The sequence below is a fragment of the Bradyrhizobium sp. Ce-3 genome, assembly GCF_022835695.1.
Classification (GTDB): Bacteria; Pseudomonadota; Alphaproteobacteria; order Rhizobiales; family Xanthobacteraceae; genus Bradyrhizobium.
The window spans coordinates 123,365-145,684 of record NZ_BQUV01000003.1; the positions used below are offsets into that span (position 1 = coordinate 123,365).

The window sequence follows — 22,320 nt, forward strand, 5'->3', positions numbered from 1 at the left end:
CCGCTTGCATGATCGCCGTCATCTCAAAACTTCTCAACCCAGGGCCGCAATTCCAGCTCCCAGGTCCAGGCGCTGCGCGGCTGCTGCAGCACGTTCCAGTAGCTCAGCGCGATCGCATCGGGATCGAGCATCGAGTCCGGACGGTCAGCAGGCTCGCTGCGCGCGGCGCTGCGGATCCCGCCGTCGATCACGAAATGCGCGACATGGATGCCCTGCGGCGACAATTCACGCGCCATGCTCTGCGCCAGCCCGCGCAATGCGAACTTGCCCATCGCGAATGGTGCCGATTGCGCATAGCCCTTGACGCTGGCCGACGCCCCGGTGAACAGGATCGCGCCCTTCTTGTTGGGCAGCATGCGCTTCGCCGCTTCCTGCGCGACCAGGAAGCCGCCGAATGCGGAGACCGCGATCGCCTGTGCGACCTCGGAGGGAACGAGTTCGACGAACGGCCCGCGCGAGCGGCCGCTCGCATTATAGACCACGAGGTCGGGGGTTCCGATCTCGCGCTCGACCAAGCCGAACAGACGCTCGACATCCTCCGCCTTGGTGGCATCGCAGGCATAGGCGCGCGCGCCGGTCTCGTGGCAGAGCGCGCCGAGCTTCTCGATGCTGCGAGCGCCCAGTGCCACGCGAATTCCCTCCCGCGAAAATAGCCGCGTCAAGGAGGCACTGACGCCCTCGCCGGCGCCGACGATCAGGGCGATCTTGTATTTCGGAATATCCATTGGGCTTTCCTTTGCTCGGCCGGAGGAGGATAGTCGTGCCCCAACAAATGAGCACCGCAGCCGGGAATTCAATGCAGCCGCACAAGCAGGATCCGAAAACCTCGTTCACCAGCCAGCCGGGTCTGCTGGCGCCCGACACGACGGGAATGAATTTCTACCGGGCCGATCCGGCGCTGACCGATCTCCTGAAGCTGCATTTGCCCGAGGCATTGTTCCGCCACATCGAACCGCATCTCGACCGGCTCGGCGGACTGGCCGGCGGCACTCTCGACGAATGCGCGCGGCTTGCCGACCGGCATACGCCGGTGCTGCACCAGCGCGACAAGTTCGGCCGCGACGTGCAAACAATCGAATATCATCCGGCCTATCGCGAGATCGAGAAGGCCGCGTTCGGCGAGTTCGGCATTCACGCACTGTCGCTGCGCAAGGGCATCATGGGCTGGCCGGACAAATATCCCGTCGTGGCCAAGCATGCCTTCACCTTCCTGTTCAACCAGACCGAATTCGGCATGGGCTGCCCGATCAACGTCACCGACGGCTGCGCCAAGCTGCTGGCGAATTTCGGCAGCGAGGCGCTGAAGGCGAAGTATCTCGACGGCCTGACCCAGACCGACATGAACAAGCTGACCCAGGGCGGCCAGTTCATGACCGAGAAGGAAGGCGGCTCCGACGTCGGCACGCTGACCACGCGCGCGGTGCAGGAGGGTGACCACTGGCGTCTCTACGGCGAGAAGTGGTTCTGCTCGAATGCCGATGCCAAGGTGGTGATGCTGCTGGCGCGGCCGGAAGGCGCGGGGCCGGGAACCAAAGGCGTCGGCCTGTTCCTGATGCCGCGCTTCCTCGACGACGGGGCGCAGAATCATTACCGGATCGTGCGGCTGAAGGACAAGCTCGGCACCCGCTCGATGGCCTCGGGCGAGATCAAGTTCGACGGCGCGATCGCCTATGCGGTCGGCAAGCTCGACCGCGGCTTCGTGCAGATGGCCGAGATGGTGAACTCGTCGCGGCTGTCCAACGGCGTGAAGTCGACCGCGCTGATGCGCCGCGCCTGGCACGATGCGATCACGGTGGCGCGCGGTCGCGTCGTCTTCGGTCAGCGCATCATCGACCTGCCGCTGGCGCGGCGCCAGCTGATGAAGATCCTGCTGCCGACCGAGCAGGCGCTGTCGATGAGCTTCCTGACCGCCGACGCACTCGACCGCGCCGAGGCCGGAAGCCAGGATGCCGCGGCGCTGCTGCGCATTTTGACGCCGACGCTGAAATTCCGCGCCACCCGTGATGCGCGGAAGGTTTGCGGCGACGCGATGGAGATGCGCGGCGGCATCGGCTACATCGAGGAATTCGTCACGCCGCGGCTGCTGCGCGACGCGCATCTCGGCTCGATCTGGGAGGGCACCGGCAACATCGTCGCGATCGATGCGCTGAAGCGCGCGGTCGGGCGCCATGGCGCCGACAACGCGCTCGCTGCCGATCTGCATGCGCGGCTCGACGACAGTCCGAACGTACCGCAGGCCTGGCGCAACCGGCTGCGCGATCTCAGCGGCCGCGCGATTGCGTTTGCGCGCGAGGTCGCAGGCCGCATCGACAATGAGGGCGACGCGCGCCGCGCCACCAGCCTGCTCTATCATGTGGCGAGCGCGGTGGCGCTGGCGTGGGAGGGCGGACGCATCCACGAGATGCGCGGCGATGCGCGCCGGCTGCTGCTGTCGCGGATGGTGATCGACCATCGCGTGGCGCCTGGTGATCCGTTCCGGCTTGCGGAAAATACCGTTCAGCGCAGGATGACCGAACACCTGCTCGGTGATCGCGCCGTCGGCATGGCCGAGGTTGGCGAATTGCTCGTCGCAGCGTAGGCTGCGGCTCGAGCGAATTTTTCAAACAAGCAAAAACGTCAAGGGAGACCCCGATGAAGGCCGCCGTCCTGCATGAAGTCAATCAGCCGCTGGTGATCGAGGATGTCAGCGTGCCCAATCCGGGGCCGCGCGAGGTCCTGATCCGCACCGCGGTTGCGGGCCTCTGCCATTCCGACCTGCACTTCATGGAAGGCCTCTATCCGCATCCGCTGCCGGCGGTGCTCGGCCATGAATCGGCCGGCGTGGTCGAGAAGGTCGGCTCCGACGTCAATTACGTGAAGCCCGGCGATCACGTCGTCACCTGTCTCTCGGTGTTCTGCGGCACCTGCGACAATTGCACCACCGGCCGCACCGTGCTGTGCACCGACACCACGGTGAAGATGCTGCCCGGCGCCTCCAACCGCCTGTCGTGGGGCCGGAAGGAGAAGCTCAACCAGTTCCTCAATCTGTCGTCCTTTGCCGAGCAGATGCTGGTGCACGAGAACGCGATCGTGAAGATCAAGAAGGAGATGCCGCTCGATCTTGCCGCGCTGATCGGCTGCGGCGTCATCACCGGCTATGGCGCCGTGGTGAACACCGCGAAGGTGACCGCCGGCGAGACCGTGGCGGTGATCGGCTGCGGCGGCGTCGGCATGGCCGCGATCAACGGCGCGCAGATCGCCGGCGCCGGCCGCATCATCGCGATCGATACCAATCCGGCCAAGCTGCAGCTTGCGACCAAGCTCGGGGCCACCGACATCGTCGATCCCGCGCGCGGCGACGTGGTCCAGCAGGTGCGCGAACTCACCGGCGGCGGCGTGCATCATTCCTTCGAGGTGCTCGGCCGCAAGGAAACCGCCGAGCAGGCCTTCGCCATGCTGGCGGCGGGCGGCACCGCGACCATCGTCGGCATGATCCCGTTCGGCCAGAAGATCGAGCTGCACGGTTTCGACTTCCTGCGCGAACGTCGCATCCAGGGCTCGTCGATGGGCTCCAACCACTTCCGCGTCGACATGCCCCGCCTCGTCGACTTCTACATGCGCGGCAAGCTGCATCTGGAAGACTGGATCTCGGCCAAGCTGAAGCTCAGCGAGATCAACGAGGGCTTTGCCAACATGAAAGCCGGCAAGACGCTGCGCAGCGTGATCATGTTCGACAGCTAGCGCTGGTCGTCGTCGCCCGGCTTGACCGGGCGACCCAGTATTCCAGAGGCGGTTGTGCTTGAGCCGAGAAGCCGCGGCGTACTGGATGCCCCGCATGAAGCGGGGCATGACAGCGGAGTGTGACGGCTCGTCCGCCTCACCGCGCGACGTGCGCGGACACCGCGAGCCATTTGCCGTTCTGCCGCGCCCAGCAGTCGGTGTAGCGGCCGTGCGCGGGCTCGCCGTCTGCGTTGGTGTAGCTGGTCTGGGCGTGGATGATGGCGAAATCGCCGAGGATGCGGATCTTGACGTCCTCGGCCTTCAGTCCCTTGATCCTCACCGGGATTGCCGTCTGCTTCAGGAAGGCGGCGCGGTCGACCAGGCTCTTGTCGGGATTGGTGCAGTAGAAGTCCTGCGCCAGGATTTCGTCGAAGCGCTTGACGTCGCAGTTCTGAACCGAGTCCACGTAATCCTTGTTGAGTTTTGTCAGCTCTTCGAGGTCGTTGCTCATTGTTGGTCCTCCCTGTATTCCCCCGTCATTGCGAGGAGCGAAGCGACGAAGCAAACCATCGCTCCGCGCACGTTGATATATGGATTGCTTCGCGGAGTTCACCATCGGGCGCGCGTTCGCGCGACCCGTTGGCTCGCAATGACGGTGAGGGCCTCACTCAATCATCAAACATCTTCGGCGGCACGAAGCCGCCGAACTCGCGCTCGATCAGCTCGGCGAGTTTCAGCGGCGTGCGGTCCTCTAGCCAGGGGCCTACGATCTGCACGCCGACCGGCAATCCGTCGGGCGCAAAGCCGGTCGGGATCGCGGTCGAAGGCAGGCCGGGCAGGGTTGCGATGCCGGGCCAGGCGAGCTGGTCGGTGTAGACGTGTGGTTCACCGTCGATCAGGATCCGCCGCTGCTCCTGGTCGGGCGAATGATCGTGCGGATAGGCCGGCGTCGGCATGATCGGGCAGATCACCGCGTCGAAGGATTTGAACAGCTCGCGCCATTGCGCGCGCAGCCGCGAGCGGGCGTAGGTCGCCTGCACCCAGTCGCGATGGCTGAGCGCGATGCCGCGCAGCCGCTCGGCTTGCAGGCTGTTGTCGCTGGCCGGCAGTGCAGCGGCCGCCGCGCAGGCGCCAGCATAGACCTCCGGCGGGAAGGTCGCGGCGAGGAACGACAGCAGCATCCGCATATAGAGCCGCGAGGACGCCGCGAAGTCCGGCAGCAGCGGGCTCGACCGCGAGATTGTCGCGCCTGATTTGTCGAGATTGCCGGCGAGCTTGTCGATGCTGCCGCGAACCGCCTTATCGGTCGGCAGCACCGGATCGGTATCGATGACGAGGATGCGGAAATCCTTCAAGCTGGTGTGGCGCGCCGCAGGCAGGTCGAGGCGATACGCCTTGCCGACGTCGTGCGGATCGGGGCCGGCCATCACGTCGAGCAGCAGCGCGAGGTCGGCCGCGCCGCGTGCCATCGGGCCGATCACCGCGAGGTCGCGCTCATAGATGATCGGCGGCGCCGGCGGCGCGGTGTGGCCGCGCGACGCCAGCAGATCGAAGGTCGGCTTGTGCGCATAGATGCCGCAGTGGAATCCGGGCACCCGCAGCGAGCCGCCGATGTCGGAGCCGAGCGACAGCGCGCCGTAACCCGCAGCAAGTGCCGCCGACGATCCGCCGGAGGAGCCGCCCGGCGTGCGGCCGACGTCGTAGGGGTTGTTGGTGGTGCCGTAGATCTCGTTGTAGCTCTGCCAGTCGGCGAGGGCGACCGGTACGTTGGTCTTGCCGAGGATCACTCCGCCGGCATCCTTCACCCGCTGGATCGGCAGCGCGTCCTCGGACGGCGTAAAGTCCTTGTGCGGCGGAAAGCCCCAGGTGGTCGGCAATCCCGCGACATTGAAGGATTCCTTCACGGTCATGGGAATGCCGAGCAGCGGCTTGTGCTCGCCGCGCGCAATCGCGGCATCGGCGGCGCGGGCAGCAGTGAGGCCCCGCTCGAAATCGCGCACGCAGACCGCATTGACCTTGCCGTCATGGCGCTCGATGCGGCCGATCACATCTTCCGCGAGCTCGACGGCCGAAACCTGCTTGTTGCGCAGCGCCTCCGATAGTTCGACGGCGGTCTTGAAACTGTATTGCGATCTGGCCACGGCGTGCTCCCGGTTTTGTCGTTGGCGCGATGATGGGCAGTTTGGCTGCCGCCCGCAAGCGCTGTAGCCGTGGTGGTGCCGCCGCGTTTGATCGGGATTGCTACGCGGCGCCGATCAATATGCCGACCGCGAGCACGATTGCGCCGCCGAGCACGATCTGGAACACCGCCTGCAGGAACGGCGTATCCATGTAGCGCGCGCGGATGAAGGCGATCGCCCACAATTCGAAGAACACCACGATGCCGGCGATCGCGGTCGCGATCCAGAACGCGTTCGGCCAGGCGTCGGGCACCAGATACGGAATCGTGTGGCCGAGGCCGCCGAGCGTCGTCATCAATCCGCAGGTCGTGCCGCGCAGCCAGGGCGAGCCGCGGCCGGTCAGCGAGCCGTCGTCGGACAATGCTTCGGCAAAACCCATGCTGATGCCGGCGCCGATCGAGGCGGCAAGGCCGACCAGGAAGGTCTGCCAGTTGTGATGCGTGGCGAAGGCGGCGGCGAACAGCGGCGCCAGGGTCGAGACCGAGCCGTCCATCAATCCGGCGAGGCCCGGCTGCACATATTGCAGCACGAACATCCTCCGCCGCGTGCGGTCTTCCTCGGCGCGCACATCGGGCTTGAGGATCTCGCCGGTGAGCTTCACCGCGAGCTTCTCATGGCCCTTCTCCTCCTCGGCGAGATCGCCGAGCAGCCGGCGCACGCCGACATCCTCGGCCTTCTCGGCGGCGCGGGCGTAGAAGCGCTCGGCCTCCAGCTCCATGGTCTCGACTTCCTTGCGGATGGTGTCGAGCGGCAGGTTCTTGGTCAGCCAGATCGGGCGCCGCCGCAGGAAACCTTTCACGTCCTCGCGCCGGATCGGCGGCAAGTGCGGACCGAAACGCTGTTCGTAGGTTTCCAGCAGCCGATGGCGATGGCCGCGCTCCTCCTCGGCCATCTCCTCGAAGATCTTTGCGGTATCGGGATAACGGTCGGCCAAGTCCTCTGCAAAGGACATGTAGATCCGGCTGTCCTCCTCCTCGGAGGCAATCGCGACCGCCAGCACCTCGCGCTCGGTCAGATCGGCGAAATTCTTCACGGCAACGCTTTCTTCATCTAATTTAGAATTAGAATAATTCTAATATTGTTTCATGATGCTCTGGTCAACCGAATGGGGCGTCGCACCGCACCGTTTTGATCACGATGAAGGGAACCAGGCGATCCCGCGCCCGTTCGAGTTCCGGTGCCGATCAGCGGGGGACTCCATGAGCACGGTCAAATATCGCCTGAACGATCCGGGGCTGGCGCCGCGGCGAACCAGGCTCGAAATTCCCGGCTGGGCGGGTCAGCGCGAGCCGCGCGCCGACGGCTCACGCGAGCAGGTCTGGCATTGCGTGCCGTTCTCGGAGGGCGCGCAATACGGTATCGAACTGTTCTACCCCTACGCCTTCGAGCTGCACGTCACCACGCGGGACGGTCAGCTGCATCTCGATGCGGATTGGGGTGCGCCGCCGGACAGCGGCGTGCAATGGCCGCCGTTCCGGAATTTCGGCACCACGTTCTACACCTATCAGATCCTGCTCGACCTCAAGGTCGAACCGGGCATGGCGATCCGCACCGAGCCGCATCCGCGCTTCTACACCGACCGCACCGACACCGTGCCGATCGCCGTGCCGGCGCTGATCCGCAACTGGTGGCCGATGATGTTCTTCTGCGTGTTCAAGGCGCCGGCCGAGGGGCGCACCCACATCTTCCGGCCCAACGAGCCGTTCGCGCAGATCATCGTGATCCCGGAGGAGGCGAACTTTCAGCTCGAGCCAATGGGTGAGGAGGAAGCCGCCGAGCGCGAACTGCAAGCGCGCCGCATCTACAACAGCCGGCCGAAGCTCGCCGCGGGCACCGAATGGACCTCGTCGACCGACACGGTGTTCGACGGCACCTACCGCCACCTGCACCGCGCTGCAAAGGAGAAGACGCGCCAGGAGTGAGGCGGTGCCGCATCATGATCGGCAAAAACAAACGGGGCCAACCGGCCCCGTTGTGGTGACGCTCAACCATCGCTCAGTAGTCGCGGCGATAGAAGCTGTGGTGGTGATGGTGATGATGGTGGTGATGATGGTAGCGCCGATAGCGCGGCACTACGACGACAGGCCCCTCGTAGCGGCGATAGTAGCCGTGATGGTGGTGATGATGATGGTGGTGATGGTGATGATAGAACTGCGCGACTTGAACGTTGTCGCGGGCCTGCGCCGGCGCACTCTCATCGATGGCCTGCAGCTTCGCCGCAGCGTTCGAGATCGGCTGAAGCAGCTCCGCATAGGAATTCGCGCGCAGGTCTGATGGTGCCGGCGCGGCTTGCGCGGTGCCGAACGCGCCGAGCGAAACGACCGCTCCCAGCAGTCCGGCAATCTTCTTTTCCATGGTCTTTCTCCTGATCAGGTCGCCGGACGCACAGCCGACTGACCGCAACGCCAGGTTCCATGGAATGTTCCCGGATATTTCCGGGACACTGACCTATTGCGCCGCACGTGCGAGGAACTGAAACAGCAGCCGGCTCACCTCGTCCGGCTGCTCCTGCTGCACCCAGTGGCCGGCGCCGTCGACCAGATGGCAGCCGATCATGTTGGTGCAGGCCTTGGTCTGCATCGCCTCGAACACGCCGGGCCGCTGATAGGTGCCCCAATCCTGCTTGCCGGAAATGAATGCGGACGGCTGGTCGATGTTGCGGCCGCTCCAGGTCTGCAATTCCGCCGTGAACGCGCCCGACGTGCCGCAGCGATACCATTGCAGTCCGCCCTGGAATCCAGTGCGCTGATACTCCGCGCTGTAATAGGCGAGCTCGCGGTCCGGCAGCCAATTGTTGGCAGCGATCGCCTCGCGCGACGGCATCTCCTCGGCGACGGTCGCGGCCATGTCCCTGGCGAGATCCATCACGTAGTAGGTCGGCAGCTTGGCGAGTTCGCCCGCCGACCAGGATTGCAGCGGATACGGCTTGTTGTCTTTCCAGTCCGCGCTCTTGTGATGATAGTAGGCGCGCAGGAAATCGTGCACGCCTTGCGGCGCGCGATGCATGTCGGCATTGGCCGGACGTGTCGAATAGTACCATTGGTAGTGCTTGCGCGGCCGCGACAGTGCGGCGAGCTCGCGATGCACCGGGTCTTCGCTCGCGGGCTTCGCCGATTCATTGGCGATGTTGAACGGCAGCGACGGCGGCCCCGAGAACGGCGCGCTCATCATCACTACCGCGCGGAACACGTCGGGGCGGATCAGCGCGCACCACGCCGCGACCGACGAGCCGAAATCGTGCCCGATCACCGCATCGACATGGGTGTAGCCAAACGCCGCCACCAGCCCCAGCGCATCGCGCACCAGATTGGGCAGCCGGAACGATGCGAGGTCGCCGTCATAATCCGCGTTCCAGCCGGTGGTGCGGCCATATCCGCGCTGGTCCGGCGCGATCACGTGATAGCCGGCCGCAGCCAGCTTCGGCATCACCTTGCGCCAGGAAAACGCCAGCTCCGGAAATCCGTGCAGCAGCAACAGGCAGGGCCGACCGGATGTTTCGAAGCCCGCTTCGAGCACATGCATGCGCAGGCCGTTGATCCCGTCGACATAACGCGAGCGGATGGTGGCGGGGAGCGGGACGTCGGGAAGCGTTTCCATCTGTGATCACCTGTTGAGCATCGCCGCACAACCAGCGCATTTGGCTGTATGCTGGCGGTCGTTGATTCACGATAGCAACTTTACCCAGGGGATGCATACCGCATGCGTCACGCGAGGATTGCAGAGCTGACCGGCCGGATCTCGCGCCTCGGTGTGATGATCGTGGCCGCCGTCGTGGTGCTGATATCAGCGGTCCGCGCGGCCGACATCACCGAGCTGACGGAAAAACTGCCGCGCGCCTATATCGGTGAATTCCTGTGGGACGGCGACAACACGGTGCAGAACGTCGTCATCACCTTCGACAAGGTCACGGCCCTGAACGAGCAGAACGCAGAAGCGCGCGGCTGCGGTTCATATGAGGTCGGCCGCCGCGTGACCAAGATCGATGTGCGGATGTTCATCCGGCTGTCCGATCTCGAGGTCGAGATTTTTGAGCGTTCGCCCGACGGCAATGGCGCGTTCGAGACCGAGGGCAGCCATCGCGGCAAGCTGTCGGAGGATCTTCAGCAGATCGATGCGCAGTGGACCACGACGGCATCAGGCAAGCATGGCCAACTGCATCTGCGCGCCGCGGCCAAGGTCGCGTGCGAGCCGGCTGCGGATTTGTAGGTGTGGTCAGCAGGGCCGGCAGGCGCAGCCGCATGCGCCCTTCATCCTCCCCTGGAGGGGGAGGATCGGTTTGCATGAAATGCGAGCCGAGGTGGGGTGACAGTCTGTCCACACAAGCGCTGCTCGTGTTGAGAGATCACCCCACCCCGGCTCACATCTCGCTTCGCTCGTTGTGAGCCGACCCTCCCCCTCCAGGGGAGGGTGAAGTGCGGCTACGCCTTCACTGCCGCCTTCGGCCAGTATCTGTCGCGCAGATGGCGCTTCACCAGTTTTCCGGTCGGCGTGCGCGGCAGCTCCTGCTCGAAGTCGATGCTTTTCGGGCATTTGATCGGCGAAAGGTGCTGGCGGCAGAACGCGATCAGCTCGGCTTCGAGATGCTTGCCGGCCTTGCCGATGTCGTGCGGCTGCACCACGGCTTTGACCTCTTCGCCCATCTCCTCGTTCGGTACGCCGAACACCGCGACGTCGGAGACCGCGGGATGCGTGATCAGCACGTCCTCGGTCTCCTGCGGATAGATGTTCACGCCGCCGGAGATGATCATGTAGCTCTTGCGGTCGGTCAGATAGAGGAAGCCTTCTTCGTCGAGGTAACCGACGTCGCCGAGCGTCGACCAGCCCCTGGCGTTGTAGGCCTTCTTGGTCTTCTCGGGATCGTTGTGATAGGTGAACGCGGGTGCGTCGGCGAAATAGACTTGGCCGATCTGGCCGGTCGGCGCCTCCTCGTCGTTCTCGTCGAGGATCTTGACCTTGCCGACCACGGCGCGGCCGACCGTGCCGCGATGATCAAGCCATTGCTGCGAGGTCGAGACCGTGACGCCGTTGCCTTCGGAGCCGGCGTAATACTCGATCAGGATCGGTCCCCACCAGTCGATCATCTTCGCCTTGACGTCGACCGGGCAGGGGGCGGCGGCATGAATCGCGCCCTTCAGCGATGAGACCTTGTAGCGGGCGCGAACCTCGTCGGGCAGCTTCAGCATGCGCACGAACATGGTCGGCACCAGCTGCGATTGCGTCACCTTGTGTTTCTCGACCTGCTTCAGGAATTCCTCGGCGTCGAAATGCTCCATGATGACGGAGGTGCCACCCAGCACCGTTGCCATCATGTTGAAGCGCAAGGGCGCCGCGTGATAGAGCGGCGCCGGTGACAGATAGATCGAGTCCGCATTCATGCCGCACATGTCGGCCGTGAGAATCCGCAGGAACGGGTTCGGCACATCGATCCGGTTGCCTTCGAACTCCTTCTTGATGCCCTTGGGCCGGCCGGTGGTGCCGGAGGAATACAGCATGTCGTAGCCGGCGACCTCGTCGGCAACCGGCGTGGTCGGCTGCGCGGCGGCTTCCTTGTCGTAGGAGCGGAAGCCCGCTGCCGGCTCGTCCATCATGTAGAACAGCGGTTCGCCGGGCTCGCCCTTGATCAGCCCACGCACCTTGTCGGCGCATTGCGGCGTGGTGATGAACACCTTGGCTCCGCAATCCTTGATGATGTAGGCGATTTCCTCTTCGGTCAGGTAGCGGCTGATCGCGGTGTAATACAGCCCCGAGCGCTGCGCGGCCCAGCAGATCTCCATGAAGGCGAGCCGGTTTTCCATCAACAGCGCGATGTGGTCGCCGGGCTTGAGGCCGAGCGAGCGGAACAGATGCGCGCCCTGGTTCGAGAGCTCGTCGAGCTCGCGATAGGTGATCGCCTTGCCTGACGCCGCCATCTGGTAGGCGATCTTGTTCGGGTGATTACGCGCGTGGATGGACGGATGGGTCACAGACGTTTCCTCAGGTGATGCGTCGTCCCGGCGAAAGCCGGGACCCATAACCACCGCTTTGTGTTGTTGACTGAGTTGGGGCCGCAGCCCGGCATAACCACAAGCACCTGTGGTTATGGGTTCCGGCCTGCGCCGGGACGACACTTTTTGTGCGGAGAGCTTTGGGCTCGCCTAACGCGGCTTCACAGCCGCTCGACGATCGTCACGTTTGCCATGCCGCCGCCTTCGCACATGGTCTGCAGGCCGTAGCGCTTGTTGCGTTGCTTCAGGGCATGCAGCAGCGTCGTCATCAGCTTGGTGCCGCTGCCGCCGAGCGGGTGGCCGAGCGCGATGGCGCCGCCATTGACGTTGAGCCTGGCCGGATCGGCGCCGGTGGTCTTCAGCCACGCGGTCGGCACCGAGGCGAAGGCTTCGTTGACCTCGAACAGGTCGATGTCGTCGATCGTCATGCCGGCCTTCTGCAGCGCGCGCTGGGTTGCCGGCAGCGGCGCTTCCAGCATGATCACGGGATCGCCGCCGATCATCGTGAGGTGATGGATGCGCGCGATCGGCTTGACGCCGAGCGCCTTCAGGCCCTTTTCATTCACGACCATCACGCCGGAAGCGCCGTCGCAGATCTGGCTGGCGCTGGCGGCGGTGAGCTTGCCGTTCTCGGCGATCAGCTTGACGCCCTTGATGCCGTCGAGGCTGGCGTCGAAGCGGATGCCTTCGTCGATGTGATGGGTGTCGGTCGAGCCGTCGGCGCGGGTGATCGTCACCGGCACGATTTCTTCCTTGAAGTGACCGGCTTGCGTTGCCGCGATCGCGCGCTGATGGCTGTTATAGGAGTATTCGTCGAGCTCATCCTTCGACAGGCCGTACTTCTCAGCCATCATCTCCGCGCCGGTGAACTGGCTGAACACGATGTTGGGATACTTCGCCTCGATGCCCGGGCTCTTGTAGTGGCCGAAGCCGTTCTTGGCCGGCAGTGAGGAGGCGAGGCCCATCGGCACGCGGGTCATCGATTCCACGCCGGCGGCGATCACGCAGTCCATGGTGCCGCTCATCACCGCCTGCGCCGCGAAGTGCAGCGCCTGCTGCGAGGAGCCGCACTGGCGGTCGATCGAGGTCGCGGGCACGCTCTCCGGCAGCTTCGAGGCCATCACCGCGTTGCGCGCGACGTTGTTGGATTGCTCACCGGCCTGCATCACGCAGCCCATGATCACGTCCTCGACCTGCGCCGGGTCGGCACCGCTGCGGTCGACCAGGGCGTCCAGCACGGTGGCGGCCAGATCGGCCGGATGCCAGCCGGCGAGGCGCCCTCCCTTGCGGCCGCCGGCGGTGCGGGCGGCGGCGACGATATATGCCTCGGCCATGTCTGATCTCCCTGATGTTTCTGGATTGGGCGTTTCAAAGTTGGGCCGGATTTAAGGGGCGGCTCAGCATTTAGTCAATCAATCAATTAACTCTTGAGTGCAGCCCCGCCATGGGCTTATGTGCGGCCTCGATTTACCGGCGAGAAGCCGCCGGGACACAGAGCGGGACCAGAGCGCAGTTGAACACCAGCGTACCGACGAAACTTGCCGCGAGCAAAAATGCCACCGCCGACAAGCTATTGGTCGCGGCCAGCGAACTGATGATCGAGCGCGCCTCGATCGAGGTCTCGCTGTCCGACATTGCGCAGAAGTCGGGCGTCAATGCCGCGCTGGTGAAATATCATTTCGGCAACAAGGACGGGCTGTTGCTGGCGCTGCTGGCGCGGGACGCCGCCACCGAGATCTCGCAGCTCGAATATCTCATCAGCCAGCCGATCACGCCGTCGGCCAAACTGCGCCTGCATATCGGCGGCATCATCCGCGCCTATCACCAGTTCCCCTACATGAACCGGCTGATTCATTATCTCCTGCACGAGAGCTCGACCGCCGCCGCCAACGAGGTGTCGAAATTCTTCGTCGCGCCGCTGCTGGATTTTCATCGCCGCCTGCTCGCCGAGGGCATCAAGGCCGGCGAATTCCGCAACATCGATCCGGTGCTGTTCTACACCAGCCTGATCGGCGCCTGCGATCATCTGTTCTTCGGCCGCCACGCGATGTCGCGCGCGGTCGGCGTCGGTCCTGTGACCGACGAGGTCTGCCGCGAATACATCAAGCACATGGAAGCCTTGATCTTCGGCGGCGTGCTCAATCCCGATAAGGAAACGGCAGCCGCCGCTGCCGGATAACAAGTTCAAGTCTAGAGAAGAAACGCCCAAGGAAAGGTTGTTCTCATGCAGTTGAAAGACGTTGCCGTTCTCATCACCGGCGGTGGCTCCGGCCTCGGTGCCGCAACCGCGCGCGCCATGGCCGCCAAGGGCGCCAGGATCGGCGTGATCGACCAGAACAAGGAAAACGCCGAGAAGGTCGCCGCCGAAGTGAAGGGCGTTGCCCTGCACGCCGACGTCACCGACGAGGAAGCGATCAAGGTGGCGATTGCCAAGGCCGAGGCCGCGCACGGCATCGCGCGCGTGCTGATGAACTGCGCCGGCATCGGCGGCTCGCAGCGCATCGTCGGCAAGGACGGCGTCTATCCGTTGGCGAAGTTCGTCCGCATCATCAACGTCAATCTGATCGGTACCTTCAACGTGCTGCGGCTGTTCGCCGAGCGGCTGGCCACCGAAGCCCCGATCGGCGAGGAGCGCGGCGTCGCGATCAACACCGCGTCGGTTGCGGCCTATGAAGGCCAGATCGGCCAGATCGCTTATTCGGCCTCGAAGGGCGGCGTCGTCGGCCTCACGCTGCCGGCCGCGCGCGATCTCGCCAGCCTGAAGATCCGCGTCAACACCATCGCGCCGGGCCTGTTCCTGACGCCGCTGCTGATGGGCTTGAATGAAGAAGCCCGCAAGAGCCTCGGCGCCCAGGTGCCGCATCCGGCCCGCCTCGGCGACGCCTCGGAGTACGGCAACCTCGCCGTCCACATCGTCGAGAACCCGATGCTCAACGGCGAAACCATCCGCCTCGACGGCGCCATCCGCATGGCGCCGCGCTAGTACCTTCTCCCCTTGTGGGAGAAGGTGGCGCGCAGCGCCGGATGAGGGGTTTCTCTCCGCGGAGACAGACCCCTCACCCACGCGAACACGCGGCATCCACGCGCATGCCCCCTCCCACAAGGGGAGAGGGCGCATCAATTGCCACCGCATTTGCAGATGCAGGAGTGTAACGCGTGTCTCAGCCGCTGCTGATCGAACATCACGACGGGGTCGATTGGGTCACGCTCAATCGTCCCGAGAGTCTCAACGCGCTCGATCCCACCATGATCGACGCACTCAATACTTACTTCCAGGGTCTGCAGCGCAACCGCGACACCCGCGTCGTGGTGCTGAAGGGCGCCGGCGCGAATTTCTGTGCCGGGCTCGATCTCAAGCATGCAATGGCGCGGCGCGGCGGACAGACCGAGCCGCCCGGCGTCACCGAGTCGCTGGACTCGCAGCGCCGCATTGCCGACATCGTGATGCTGATGCGGCGCGCGCCGCAGCCGATCATCGCGCTGGTGCAGGGTGCGGCCGCGGGCGGCGGCTTTGCGTTGGCACTCGCCGCCGACATCCGCATCGCGGCGAAGAATGCGCGGATGAATTGCGCTTTCATCAAGCTCGGCTTGGGGGGCTGCGATATCGGCACCAGCTATTTCCTGCCGCGCTTGGTCGGCGTGTCGGTGGCATCAGAGCTGATCCTCACCGGCCGCTTCATCCACGCCGATCGCGCGCTGGCGGTGGGCCTGGTGTCCGAGGTGGTCGAAGCCGCCGATCTCGACGCTGCGGCCAATCCTTATGTCGATGCGATGATGACGGCGTCGCCGGTCGGCCTTCGTCTCTCGAAGGAATGCATCAACATGAGCGTCGATGCCGGCTCGATCGAGGCCGTGATCGCGATGGAGGATCGCAATCAGGTGCTGTGCAGCCGCTCGGAAGATTTCCAGGAAGGCATCAGGGCCTTCCTTGAGAAACGAAAGCCTGTCTATATCAAGCGCTGATAAAAAGTCCGCAAAGGACAAGAATTCCGGGAGACGCAAAATGGATGGAGACGCGGCGATGCTGACGAAACCTGCCTTTCGCAAGGTGGATTGGCTCGCACGTGACATCGCGGTCGAGCGGCGTGCTGACGGCACCGTCATCCTGAAGTCGCGAATTCCGCTCCAGGGCTACGAGACACACATCCCGGCCTACCTCGCCAAATGGGCGGCGCAGGCGCCGGAGCGGATCTGGCTCGCGCAACGCGGCGGTCCCGACCGGCAATGGCGCAAGGTCTCCTATGGTGAAGCGAAACGCACCGTCGATGCGCTCACGCAGGGCCTGCTCGATCTCGGCGTGACCGATGACCGGCCCGTCGCGATCCTGTCGGGCAATTCGATCGAACACGCGCTGATGACGCAGGCTGCGATGCAGGCCCGGCTGCCGGCCGCGCCGGTGTCGCCGGCCTACTCGCTGATGAGCCAGGATCATATCAAGCTCAAATACCTGTTCAACCTGATCAAGCCCGCCGTCGTGATGGTGCAGGATGGACCTGCCTTCGAGAAGGCGCTGAAGGCGATCGATCTCACCGGCATCACGGTGATCCATGTCCTGCGGCCCTGCGAGGGCATCAAGAGCGTGGCGTTTGCCGACCTCGCCGCAACGAAGGTGACGGCTGACGTCGACGCGTCGATCGCCAAGATCACGCCCGACACCGTCGGCAAGCTGCTGTTCACCTCGGGCTCGACCGGCATGCCGAAGGCCGTCATCAACACCCAGCAGATGATGTGCGCCAACGCGGCGATGATGATGCAGGTGCGGCCGCGCGAAACCGCCGGGCCGATCCCGACCGTGCTCGACTGGATGCCGTGGAATCACACCATGGGCGGCAACGCCGCGTTCAATCCGGTGCTGGTCGATGGCGGCACGCTCTATATCGACGACGGCCGGCCGATGCCGGGCCAGCTCGAGGAGACAATCAGGAATTTGCGCGAAGTGTCGCCGACCTATTACGCCAACGTGCCGGCCGGCTATGCCGCGCTCGCGGCCGCAATGGAGAAGGACGAGGCGCTGTGCGCGAGCTTCTTCAAGAACCTCTCGATCATGGCCTATGGCGGTGCGCGGCTGCCCGACGATCTCTATGACCGCATGCAGGCGCTGGCAGTGAAGACCACGGGCGAGCGCATCGTGTTCTACACCGGCTGGGGCTCGACCGAGACCGCGCCGACCTCGACCGGCACCTATTGGGACACCGAGCGCGTTGGCCTGATCGGCCTGCCGTTCCCCGGTGTCGAGTTGAAGATGGTGCCGTGCGGCGCGAAATATGAATTGCGGTTGCGCGGCGTCAACGTCACGCCGGGCTATTTCGGCCAGCCGGACCTCACGGCCAAGATGTTCGACGAGGAAGGCTTCTACTGCATCGGCGACGCCGGCGTGTTCGTCGATCCCGACGATCCGCTGCAGGGCATCATCTTTGCCGGCCGCGTGGTCGAGGATTTCAAGCTGACCACCGGCACCTTCGTCCATGTCGGCTCGCTGCGCACGGATGCGATCGCCGCCGCGACCCCGGTCGTGCATGACGCGCTGGTCGCTGGCCAGGATCGTGAGTTCATCGGCCTGCTGTGCTGGCCGAATTTGCATGCCTGCCGCCAGCTCGTCGGCAATGCCGACGCGAGCTATGAGGACGTGATCCGGCATCCGGCCGTGATCGCCTGTCTGGAAAAGGGCTTGCAGGCGCACAATGCGTCGACCACCGGCAGCAGCATGCGGATCGCGCGCGCGATGCTGATGGTCGAGCCGCCGTCGATCGACGGCAACGAGCTCACCGACAAGGGCTACATCAATCAGCGCGCCGGTCTCGAACGCCGCGCCGCGCTGGTGGAGAAGCTCTATGCCGATCAGCCGTGCAGCGAGGTGATCGTGCTGTGCTGATGCCGATGCTCTCTCAACACGTCATTCCGGGATGCGCCGAAGGCGCAGGCCCGGAATCCATCAAACCACATCATCTGCGGCTCGATGGATTCCGGGCTCGCGCTTCGCGCGCCCCGGAATGACGGCGAACTGAAACGACAAGAACCAAGAAGGTAGCGCCATGAATTTCGATTTCTCCGACGAACAGAAGCAGATGCGCGACGAGGCGCGGAAATTCCTCAGCGAGCAGTGCCCGCCGAAGGCGGTCCGCGAGGTGCTCGACGGCAAGGCGCCCTACGACAAGTCGCTGTGGAAGGGCCTCGCCGAGATGGGCTTCCTCGGCGTCGCGATCCCGGAGCAATTCGGCGGCGCGGGTGCCGGCCATCTCGAGCTCTGCGTGATCGCGGAGGAAATGGGCCGCGCGCTGGCGCCGGTGCCGTTCTCGTCGACCGTGTATCTCGCCGCCGAAGCGCTGCTGATCGCAGGCAGTGACGCGCAGAAGCAGAAGTGGCTGCCGAAAATCGCCTCCGGCGATGCCATCGGCACGCTGGCGCTGTTCGAGGGCCACGGCAATCCGTCACCGAAGGCGGTCAAGCTCACGGCCGATGGCGGCGCGCTCAACGGCGTCAAGAAGCCGGTTCCGGATGGCGCGATCGCCGATTTCGCCGTGGTCGCCGCGCGCACCGGATCGAGCGGTCGCGAGTCTGATATCTCGCTGTTCATCGTCGATCTCAAAGCTTCAGGCGTCGAGGTCAAGTCGCTGACCAACATCGATCTCACCCGCGGCCAGGCCGAGATCACCTTCAAGGACGCCAAGGCCGAGCCGCTCGGCGCCGCCGGCGAGGGCTGGGGCGTGATCACCCAGGTGCTGGATCGCGCCGCCGTGCTGATGGCGTTCGAGCAGGTCGGCGGCGCCGACCGCGCGCTGGAGATGGGCCGCGACTACGCGCTCGACCGTATCGCGTTCGGCCGTCCGATCGGCTCGTTCCAGGCGGTCAAGCACATGCTGGCCGACATGTATGTCTCGGCGACGCTGGCGCGTTCGAACTGCTATTACGGCGCCTGGGCGCTCTCGACCAATGCCGGCGAACTGCCGGAAGCCGCCGCCGCCGCGCGTATCAGCGCGACGCAGGCGTTCCAGCACTGCGCCAAGAACAACATCCAGGTCCATGGCGGCATGGGCTTCACCTGGGAGTTCGACTGCCACATGTACTACCGCCGTGCCAATGCGGTGGCGCTCGGTCTCGGCAGCCTGTCCTATTGGGAAGACGCGCTGATCGACCGCATGCGCAAGAAGAACGCAGCGTGAGCGAGAGGCCGTCATGAATTTCGACGACACCCCGCAGGAGGCCGCATTCCGCGCCGAGGCGAAAGCCTGGATCGCGGCCAATGCGCCGAAGCAATATGAAGACGAGCTGCGCAAGGCCTCGCTCGGCCGCGTTGCGCTCAAGGGCGCCAACATTCTCGAGGTCGCCAAGGCCTGGCAGAAGAAGAAGGCCGATGCCGGCTGGGCCTGCCTGCACTGGCCGAAGGAGTATGGCGGCCGTGGCGCCTCGCCGATCGAGCGCGTGATCTGGCAGCAGGAGGAGGGCCCGTTCGGCCGTCTGAGTTCAATGTTCATCATCGGCCACGGCATGTGCGGCCCGACCATGATGGCGTTCGCCGGCGAGGCGCAGAAGCGCAAATATCTGCCGCCGCTGGCTTCGGGTGAGAAGATCTGGTGCCAGCTGTTCTCGGAGCCCGCCGGCGGCTCCGACGTCGCAGGTTTGCGCACCCGCGCCGAGAAGCACGGCGACGAATGGGTGATCAACGGCCAGAAGATCTGGACCTCGGGCGCGCATTACTCCGATTACGGCATCCTGCTCACCCGCACCGATCCTGATGTCGCGAAGCACAAGGGCCTCACCATGTTCTTCCTGGACATGAAGAGCAGGGGTGTCGAGGTGCGGCCGATCAAGCAGGCGAACGGCGCATCCGACTTCAACGAGGTCTATTTCACCGACGTGCGCATTCCGGACTCGCAGCGGCTCGGCAACGTCAATGACGGCTGGAACGTGTCGCTGACCACGCTGATGAACGAGCGGATGTCGATCGGCGCCGGCGTGTCGACCGGCTTTCCCGAGCTGTTCGAGTTCTGCAACAGCCTGATGCTGGAGGATGGCCCCGCGATCGAGAACCGCGCGGTGCGTTCGAAACTCGCGAACTGGGCGGTGAAGGCGAGCGGGCTGAAATACACCAGCATGCGCGCGATCTCGGCGCTGTCGCGCGGCGAGCGTCCGGGACCGGAGAACTCGATCGGCAAGCTCGTCGCCGGTTCGATGATCCAGGATGTCGCGACCTACGCGCTCGATCTCCAGGGTGCCGCCGGCGCGCTGAGCGGACCCGAGGATGCCGAGGCTGCGGGTAAATTCCAGGCGATGCTGCTGCGTGCGCCGGGCACCCGTGTCGAGGGCGGCACCGACGAGATCATGCGCAACATCATCGCCGAGCGCGTGCTGGGCCTGCCCGGCGACATCAGGGTCGACAAGGACGTTCCCTTCAACAAGATCCCGACCAAGGGCCGCGCGTAACGGCGACGGAACAACGAGAGAGGTTCGCCATGAATTTCGATGACACGCCGCAGGAAGCCGAATTTCGCAAGATCGCGCGCACCTGGATCGCCGCCAACGCGCCGAAGGAGTTCGAGGAGGAGTTGTCAAAATCCTCGCTCGGCCGCATCCGCCTCGCAAAGCACGACATGGTCGAGGTCGGCAAGGCCTGGCAGAAGAGGAAGGCCGAGGGCGGCTGGGCCTGCCTGCACTGGCCGAAGGAATATGGCGGCCGCGGCGCGACCCCGATCGAGCGCGTGATCTGGCAGCAGGAAGAGGGCGTCTACGGCAAGCTGACGCAGCCGTTCCAGATCGGCGAGGGCATGTGCGGCCCGACCGTGATGGCCTGGGGTTCTGAAGACGCCAAGCGCCGCTATCTGCCGAAGCTCGCCTCCGGCGAGGAGATCTGGTGCCAGCTTTTCTCCGAGCCGTCCGCCGGCTCCGACGTCGCGGGGCTGCGCACCCGCGCCGAGAAGAAGGGCGACAATTGGGTCGTCAATGGCCAGAAGATCTGGACCTCCGGCGCGCACTATTCCGACTACGGCCTGTTGATTGCGCGCACCGATCCGAATGTGCCCAAGCACAAGGGCCTCACTATGTTCTTCCTCGACATGAAGAGCCCCGGCGTCGAGGTCAGGCCGATCAAGCAGGCCAACGGCATGCAGGAGTTCAACGAGGTCTATTTCACCGACGTCGTGATCCCGGACAGCCAGCGGCTTGGCGCGGTCGGCGAGGGCTGGAGCGTGTCGCTGACCACGCTGATGAACGAGCGCATGTCGATCGGTTCGCGGCTTGCGACCGGCGTACCCGAGATGTTCGAGTTCTGCTCCAATTTGATGCTGGAGGATGGGCTGGCGATCGACGATCCGGCGGTGCGCTCCAAGCTCGCGAGCTGGGCGGTGAAGGCAAGCGGACTGAAATACACCAGCTACCGCGCGATCTCGGCGCTGTCGAAGGGCGAGCGTCCCGGTCCGGAAAATTCCATCGGCAAGCTCGTCTCCGGCCTGATGCTGCAGGACATCGCAACCTATGCGATGGACCTCGAAGGCGCGGCGGGCAGCCTCACCGGGACCGACGAGGAGCAGGCCAACGGCCAGTTCCAGCAGATGCTGCTGTCGTCGCCCTCGATGCGCATCGCCGGCGGCACCGACGAGATCCTGCGCAACATCATCGCCGAGCGCGTGCTCGGCCTGCCCGGTGACATCCGCGTCGACAAGGACGTGCCCTACAACAAGATCCCGACCAAGGGGCGCTAAATGGATGCGAAAACACCCGGTGCACGTTACGCGACCGAAGACCGCATCGGCGCGCTCGAGGAGCTGCTCAACGAGCGCTACTCGGTGCGCGCGTTCCAGCCGCGCGAGGTGCCGCGCGACGTCATCGAACATATCCTCACCACCGCGCAGCGCACCGCGTCGTGGTGCAACAGCCAGCCCTGGCAGGTCCTGATCGTCTCCGGCGAGGCCAAGGAACGTTTCCGCAAGGCGATCTATGCCGAGGCTTCGCGCGGCCTCGGCGAGGACTACGACTTCACGCCGCCGCGCGAATATGTCGGGGTCTATCTGGAGCGCCGCCGCGAGAGCGGGTTCCAGCTCTACAACACGCTCGGCATCAGCAGAGGCGACAAGGCCGCCTACGCGAAGCAGGCGCTGGAGAACTACAATTTCTTCGGTGCGCCACACATTGCCGTGATCCACACCAACGAGCCGCTCGGCATCTATGGCGCGATCGACTGCGGCGGCTATGTCTCGAACTTCATGCTGGCCGCGCAGGCGCTCGGGCTCGGAACCATCCCGCAGGCCGCGATCGCGCGTCATTCCGGCCTGATCCGCGGCCACTTCAACCTGGCCGAGGATCGCCGGGTTGTCTGCGGTATCTCGTTCGGCTATGCGGATAACGCGCACAAGGTGAACGGCTACCGCACGTCGCGCGCGACTGTGGCGGATACTGTCACATTTGTGGATGTATAGTTTCCCTCAAGGCGGGACCTGACTTCCCGCCGAGGACAAGAAGACGCG

The 22,320-nt window shown here is 64.8% G+C and carries 20 protein-coding genes; 12 read left to right on the top strand and 8 right to left on the bottom strand.

The window, feature by feature from the left end:
* Positions 1 to 23: 23 nt before the first annotated feature.
* Positions 24 to 725, bottom strand: a complete 702-nt coding sequence (locus BRSPCE3_RS11635; RefSeq protein WP_244065955.1) for an SDR family NAD(P)-dependent oxidoreductase — start codon at positions 723 to 725, stop codon at positions 24 to 26.
* Between the two features lie 71 nt (positions 726 to 796).
* Here BRSPCE3_RS11635 and BRSPCE3_RS11640 point away from each other — a divergent pair, with 71 nt between their 5' ends.
* Entirely contained in the window at positions 797 to 2,578 is a 1,782-nt protein-coding gene (locus BRSPCE3_RS11640; protein ID WP_244065956.1) for an acyl-CoA dehydrogenase family protein, read from the top strand.
* A 53-nt stretch (positions 2,579 to 2,631) separates the two neighbouring features.
* A complete protein-coding gene (locus BRSPCE3_RS11645) occupies positions 2,632 to 3,720 on the top strand; it encodes a Zn-dependent alcohol dehydrogenase (RefSeq protein ID WP_092119616.1) in 1,089 nt (362 codons plus the stop codon).
* A 136-nt stretch (positions 3,721 to 3,856) separates the two neighbouring features.
* Here the strand turns inward: BRSPCE3_RS11645 and BRSPCE3_RS11650 are convergent, their stop codons facing one another.
* The 3 genes from BRSPCE3_RS11650 to mbfA all read right to left on the bottom strand — a co-directional run bounded on the left by BRSPCE3_RS11650 (position 3,857) and on the right by mbfA (position 6,912).
* On the bottom strand, positions 3,857 to 4,210 hold the full coding sequence (locus BRSPCE3_RS11650) for a nuclear transport factor 2 family protein (RefSeq protein ID WP_244065957.1): 354 nt from the start codon (positions 4,208 to 4,210) through the stop codon (positions 3,857 to 3,859).
* A gap of 157 nt (positions 4,211 to 4,367) precedes the next feature.
* Positions 4,368 to 5,840: an amidase gene (locus tag BRSPCE3_RS11655; protein ID WP_244065958.1), complete on the bottom strand. Its 1,473-nt coding sequence runs from the start codon at positions 5,838 to 5,840 to the stop codon at positions 4,368 to 4,370.
* A gap of 100 nt (positions 5,841 to 5,940) precedes the next feature.
* Positions 5,941 to 6,912: an iron exporter MbfA gene (gene mbfA / locus BRSPCE3_RS11660; protein ID WP_244065959.1), complete on the bottom strand. Its 972-nt coding sequence runs from the start codon at positions 6,910 to 6,912 to the stop codon at positions 5,941 to 5,943.
* 166 nt (positions 6,913 to 7,078) lie between these two features.
* Here mbfA and BRSPCE3_RS11665 point away from each other — a divergent pair, with 166 nt between their 5' ends.
* Positions 7,079 to 7,801, top strand: coding sequence for a DUF6065 family protein (locus BRSPCE3_RS11665; protein ID WP_244065960.1), 723 nt, complete (start codon positions 7,079 to 7,081; stop codon positions 7,799 to 7,801).
* 73 nt (positions 7,802 to 7,874) lie between these two features.
* On the opposite strand, the gene BRSPCE3_RS11670 is transcribed toward BRSPCE3_RS11665, so the two are convergent.
* Positions 7,875 to 8,234 (bottom strand): hypothetical protein, encoded by a 360-nt coding sequence (locus tag BRSPCE3_RS11670; protein ID WP_244065961.1) that lies wholly within the window; start codon positions 8,232 to 8,234, stop codon positions 7,875 to 7,877.
* A gap of 93 nt (positions 8,235 to 8,327) precedes the next feature.
* Positions 8,328 to 9,476, bottom strand: coding sequence for an alpha/beta fold hydrolase (locus tag BRSPCE3_RS11675; protein WP_244065962.1), 1,149 nt, complete (start codon positions 9,474 to 9,476; stop codon positions 8,328 to 8,330).
* A gap of 102 nt (positions 9,477 to 9,578) precedes the next feature.
* Here BRSPCE3_RS11675 and BRSPCE3_RS11680 point away from each other — a divergent pair, with 102 nt between their 5' ends.
* On the top strand, positions 9,579 to 10,085 hold the full coding sequence (locus BRSPCE3_RS11680) for a hypothetical protein (RefSeq protein WP_244065963.1): 507 nt from the start codon (positions 9,579 to 9,581) through the stop codon (positions 10,083 to 10,085).
* A gap of 212 nt (positions 10,086 to 10,297) precedes the next feature.
* On the opposite strand, the gene BRSPCE3_RS11685 is transcribed toward BRSPCE3_RS11680, so the two are convergent.
* Both BRSPCE3_RS11685 and BRSPCE3_RS11690 read right to left on the bottom strand, forming a co-directional pair.
* Positions 10,298 to 11,842: an acyl-CoA synthetase gene (locus BRSPCE3_RS11685; RefSeq protein ID WP_244065964.1), complete on the bottom strand. Its 1,545-nt coding sequence runs from the start codon at positions 11,840 to 11,842 to the stop codon at positions 10,298 to 10,300.
* 182 nt (positions 11,843 to 12,024) lie between these two features.
* Positions 12,025 to 13,197: an acetyl-CoA C-acetyltransferase gene (locus BRSPCE3_RS11690; RefSeq protein WP_244065965.1), complete on the bottom strand. Its 1,173-nt coding sequence runs from the start codon at positions 13,195 to 13,197 to the stop codon at positions 12,025 to 12,027.
* Between the two features lie 179 nt (positions 13,198 to 13,376).
* Here BRSPCE3_RS11690 and BRSPCE3_RS11695 point away from each other — a divergent pair, with 179 nt between their 5' ends.
* The 8 genes from BRSPCE3_RS11695 (at position 13,377) to BRSPCE3_RS11730 (ending at position 22,272) form a co-directional block, all read left to right on the top strand.
* Positions 13,377 to 14,042 carry a TetR family transcriptional regulator gene (locus BRSPCE3_RS11695; protein ID WP_244065966.1) on the top strand — a complete coding sequence of 222 codons (666 nt, stop codon included), beginning with the start codon at positions 13,377 to 13,379 and terminating at the stop codon, positions 14,040 to 14,042.
* 45 nt (positions 14,043 to 14,087) lie between these two features.
* Positions 14,088 to 14,846: an SDR family NAD(P)-dependent oxidoreductase gene (locus tag BRSPCE3_RS11700; protein ID WP_244065967.1), complete on the top strand. Its 759-nt coding sequence runs from the start codon at positions 14,088 to 14,090 to the stop codon at positions 14,844 to 14,846.
* A 173-nt stretch (positions 14,847 to 15,019) separates the two neighbouring features.
* Positions 15,020 to 15,826, top strand: coding sequence for an enoyl-CoA hydratase/isomerase family protein (locus BRSPCE3_RS11705; protein ID WP_244065968.1), 807 nt, complete (start codon positions 15,020 to 15,022; stop codon positions 15,824 to 15,826).
* 40 nt (positions 15,827 to 15,866) lie between these two features.
* Complete coding sequence (locus BRSPCE3_RS11710) at positions 15,867 to 17,735, top strand: AMP-binding protein (protein WP_244065969.1); 1,869 nt, start codon at positions 15,867 to 15,869, stop codon at positions 17,733 to 17,735.
* Between the two features lie 160 nt (positions 17,736 to 17,895).
* On the top strand, positions 17,896 to 19,023 hold the full coding sequence (locus tag BRSPCE3_RS11715) for an acyl-CoA dehydrogenase family protein (protein WP_244065970.1): 1,128 nt from the start codon (positions 17,896 to 17,898) through the stop codon (positions 19,021 to 19,023).
* Positions 19,024 to 19,036: 13 nt separating this feature from the next.
* Positions 19,037 to 20,284, top strand: a complete 1,248-nt coding sequence (locus tag BRSPCE3_RS11720) for an acyl-CoA dehydrogenase (RefSeq protein WP_244065971.1) — start codon at positions 19,037 to 19,039, stop codon at positions 20,282 to 20,284.
* Between the two features lie 29 nt (positions 20,285 to 20,313).
* On the top strand, positions 20,314 to 21,558 hold the full coding sequence (locus BRSPCE3_RS11725; RefSeq protein WP_244065972.1) for an acyl-CoA dehydrogenase: 1,245 nt from the start codon (positions 20,314 to 20,316) through the stop codon (positions 21,556 to 21,558).
* Entirely contained in the window at positions 21,559 to 22,272 is a 714-nt protein-coding gene (locus BRSPCE3_RS11730; protein WP_244065973.1) for a nitroreductase, read from the top strand.
* Positions 22,273 to 22,320: the final 48 nt, after the last annotated feature.

Coding starts and splice junctions, on each gene's coding strand:
- BRSPCE3_RS11635 (WP_244065955.1), bottom strand. CDS start 725: ATGGATATTCCGAAATACAAGATCGCCCTGATCGTCGGCGCCGGCGAG.
- BRSPCE3_RS11640 (WP_244065956.1), top strand. CDS start 797: ATGCAGCCGCACAAGCAGGATCCGAAAACCTCGTTCACCAGCCAGCCG.
- BRSPCE3_RS11645 (WP_092119616.1), top strand. CDS start 2,632: ATGAAGGCCGCCGTCCTGCATGAAGTCAATCAGCCGCTGGTGATCGAG.
- BRSPCE3_RS11650 (WP_244065957.1), bottom strand. CDS start 4,210: ATGAGCAACGACCTCGAAGAGCTGACAAAACTCAACAAGGATTACGTG.
- BRSPCE3_RS11665 (WP_244065960.1), top strand. CDS start 7,079: ATGAGCACGGTCAAATATCGCCTGAACGATCCGGGGCTGGCGCCGCGG.
- BRSPCE3_RS11670 (WP_244065961.1), bottom strand. CDS start 8,234: ATGGAAAAGAAGATTGCCGGACTGCTGGGAGCGGTCGTTTCGCTCGGC.
- BRSPCE3_RS11675 (WP_244065962.1), bottom strand. CDS start 9,476: ATGGAAACGCTTCCCGACGTCCCGCTCCCCGCCACCATCCGCTCGCGT.
- BRSPCE3_RS11680 (WP_244065963.1), top strand. CDS start 9,579: ATGCGTCACGCGAGGATTGCAGAGCTGACCGGCCGGATCTCGCGCCTC.
- BRSPCE3_RS11690 (WP_244065965.1), bottom strand. CDS start 13,197: ATGGCCGAGGCATATATCGTCGCCGCCGCCCGCACCGCCGGCGGCCGC.
- BRSPCE3_RS11700 (WP_244065967.1), top strand. CDS start 14,088: ATGCAGTTGAAAGACGTTGCCGTTCTCATCACCGGCGGTGGCTCCGGC.
- BRSPCE3_RS11710 (WP_244065969.1), top strand. CDS start 15,867: ATGGATGGAGACGCGGCGATGCTGACGAAACCTGCCTTTCGCAAGGTG.
- BRSPCE3_RS11715 (WP_244065970.1), top strand. CDS start 17,896: ATGAATTTCGATTTCTCCGACGAACAGAAGCAGATGCGCGACGAGGCG.
- BRSPCE3_RS11720 (WP_244065971.1), top strand. CDS start 19,037: ATGAATTTCGACGACACCCCGCAGGAGGCCGCATTCCGCGCCGAGGCG.
- BRSPCE3_RS11725 (WP_244065972.1), top strand. CDS start 20,314: ATGAATTTCGATGACACGCCGCAGGAAGCCGAATTTCGCAAGATCGCG.
- BRSPCE3_RS11730 (WP_244065973.1), top strand. CDS start 21,559: ATGGATGCGAAAACACCCGGTGCACGTTACGCGACCGAAGACCGCATC.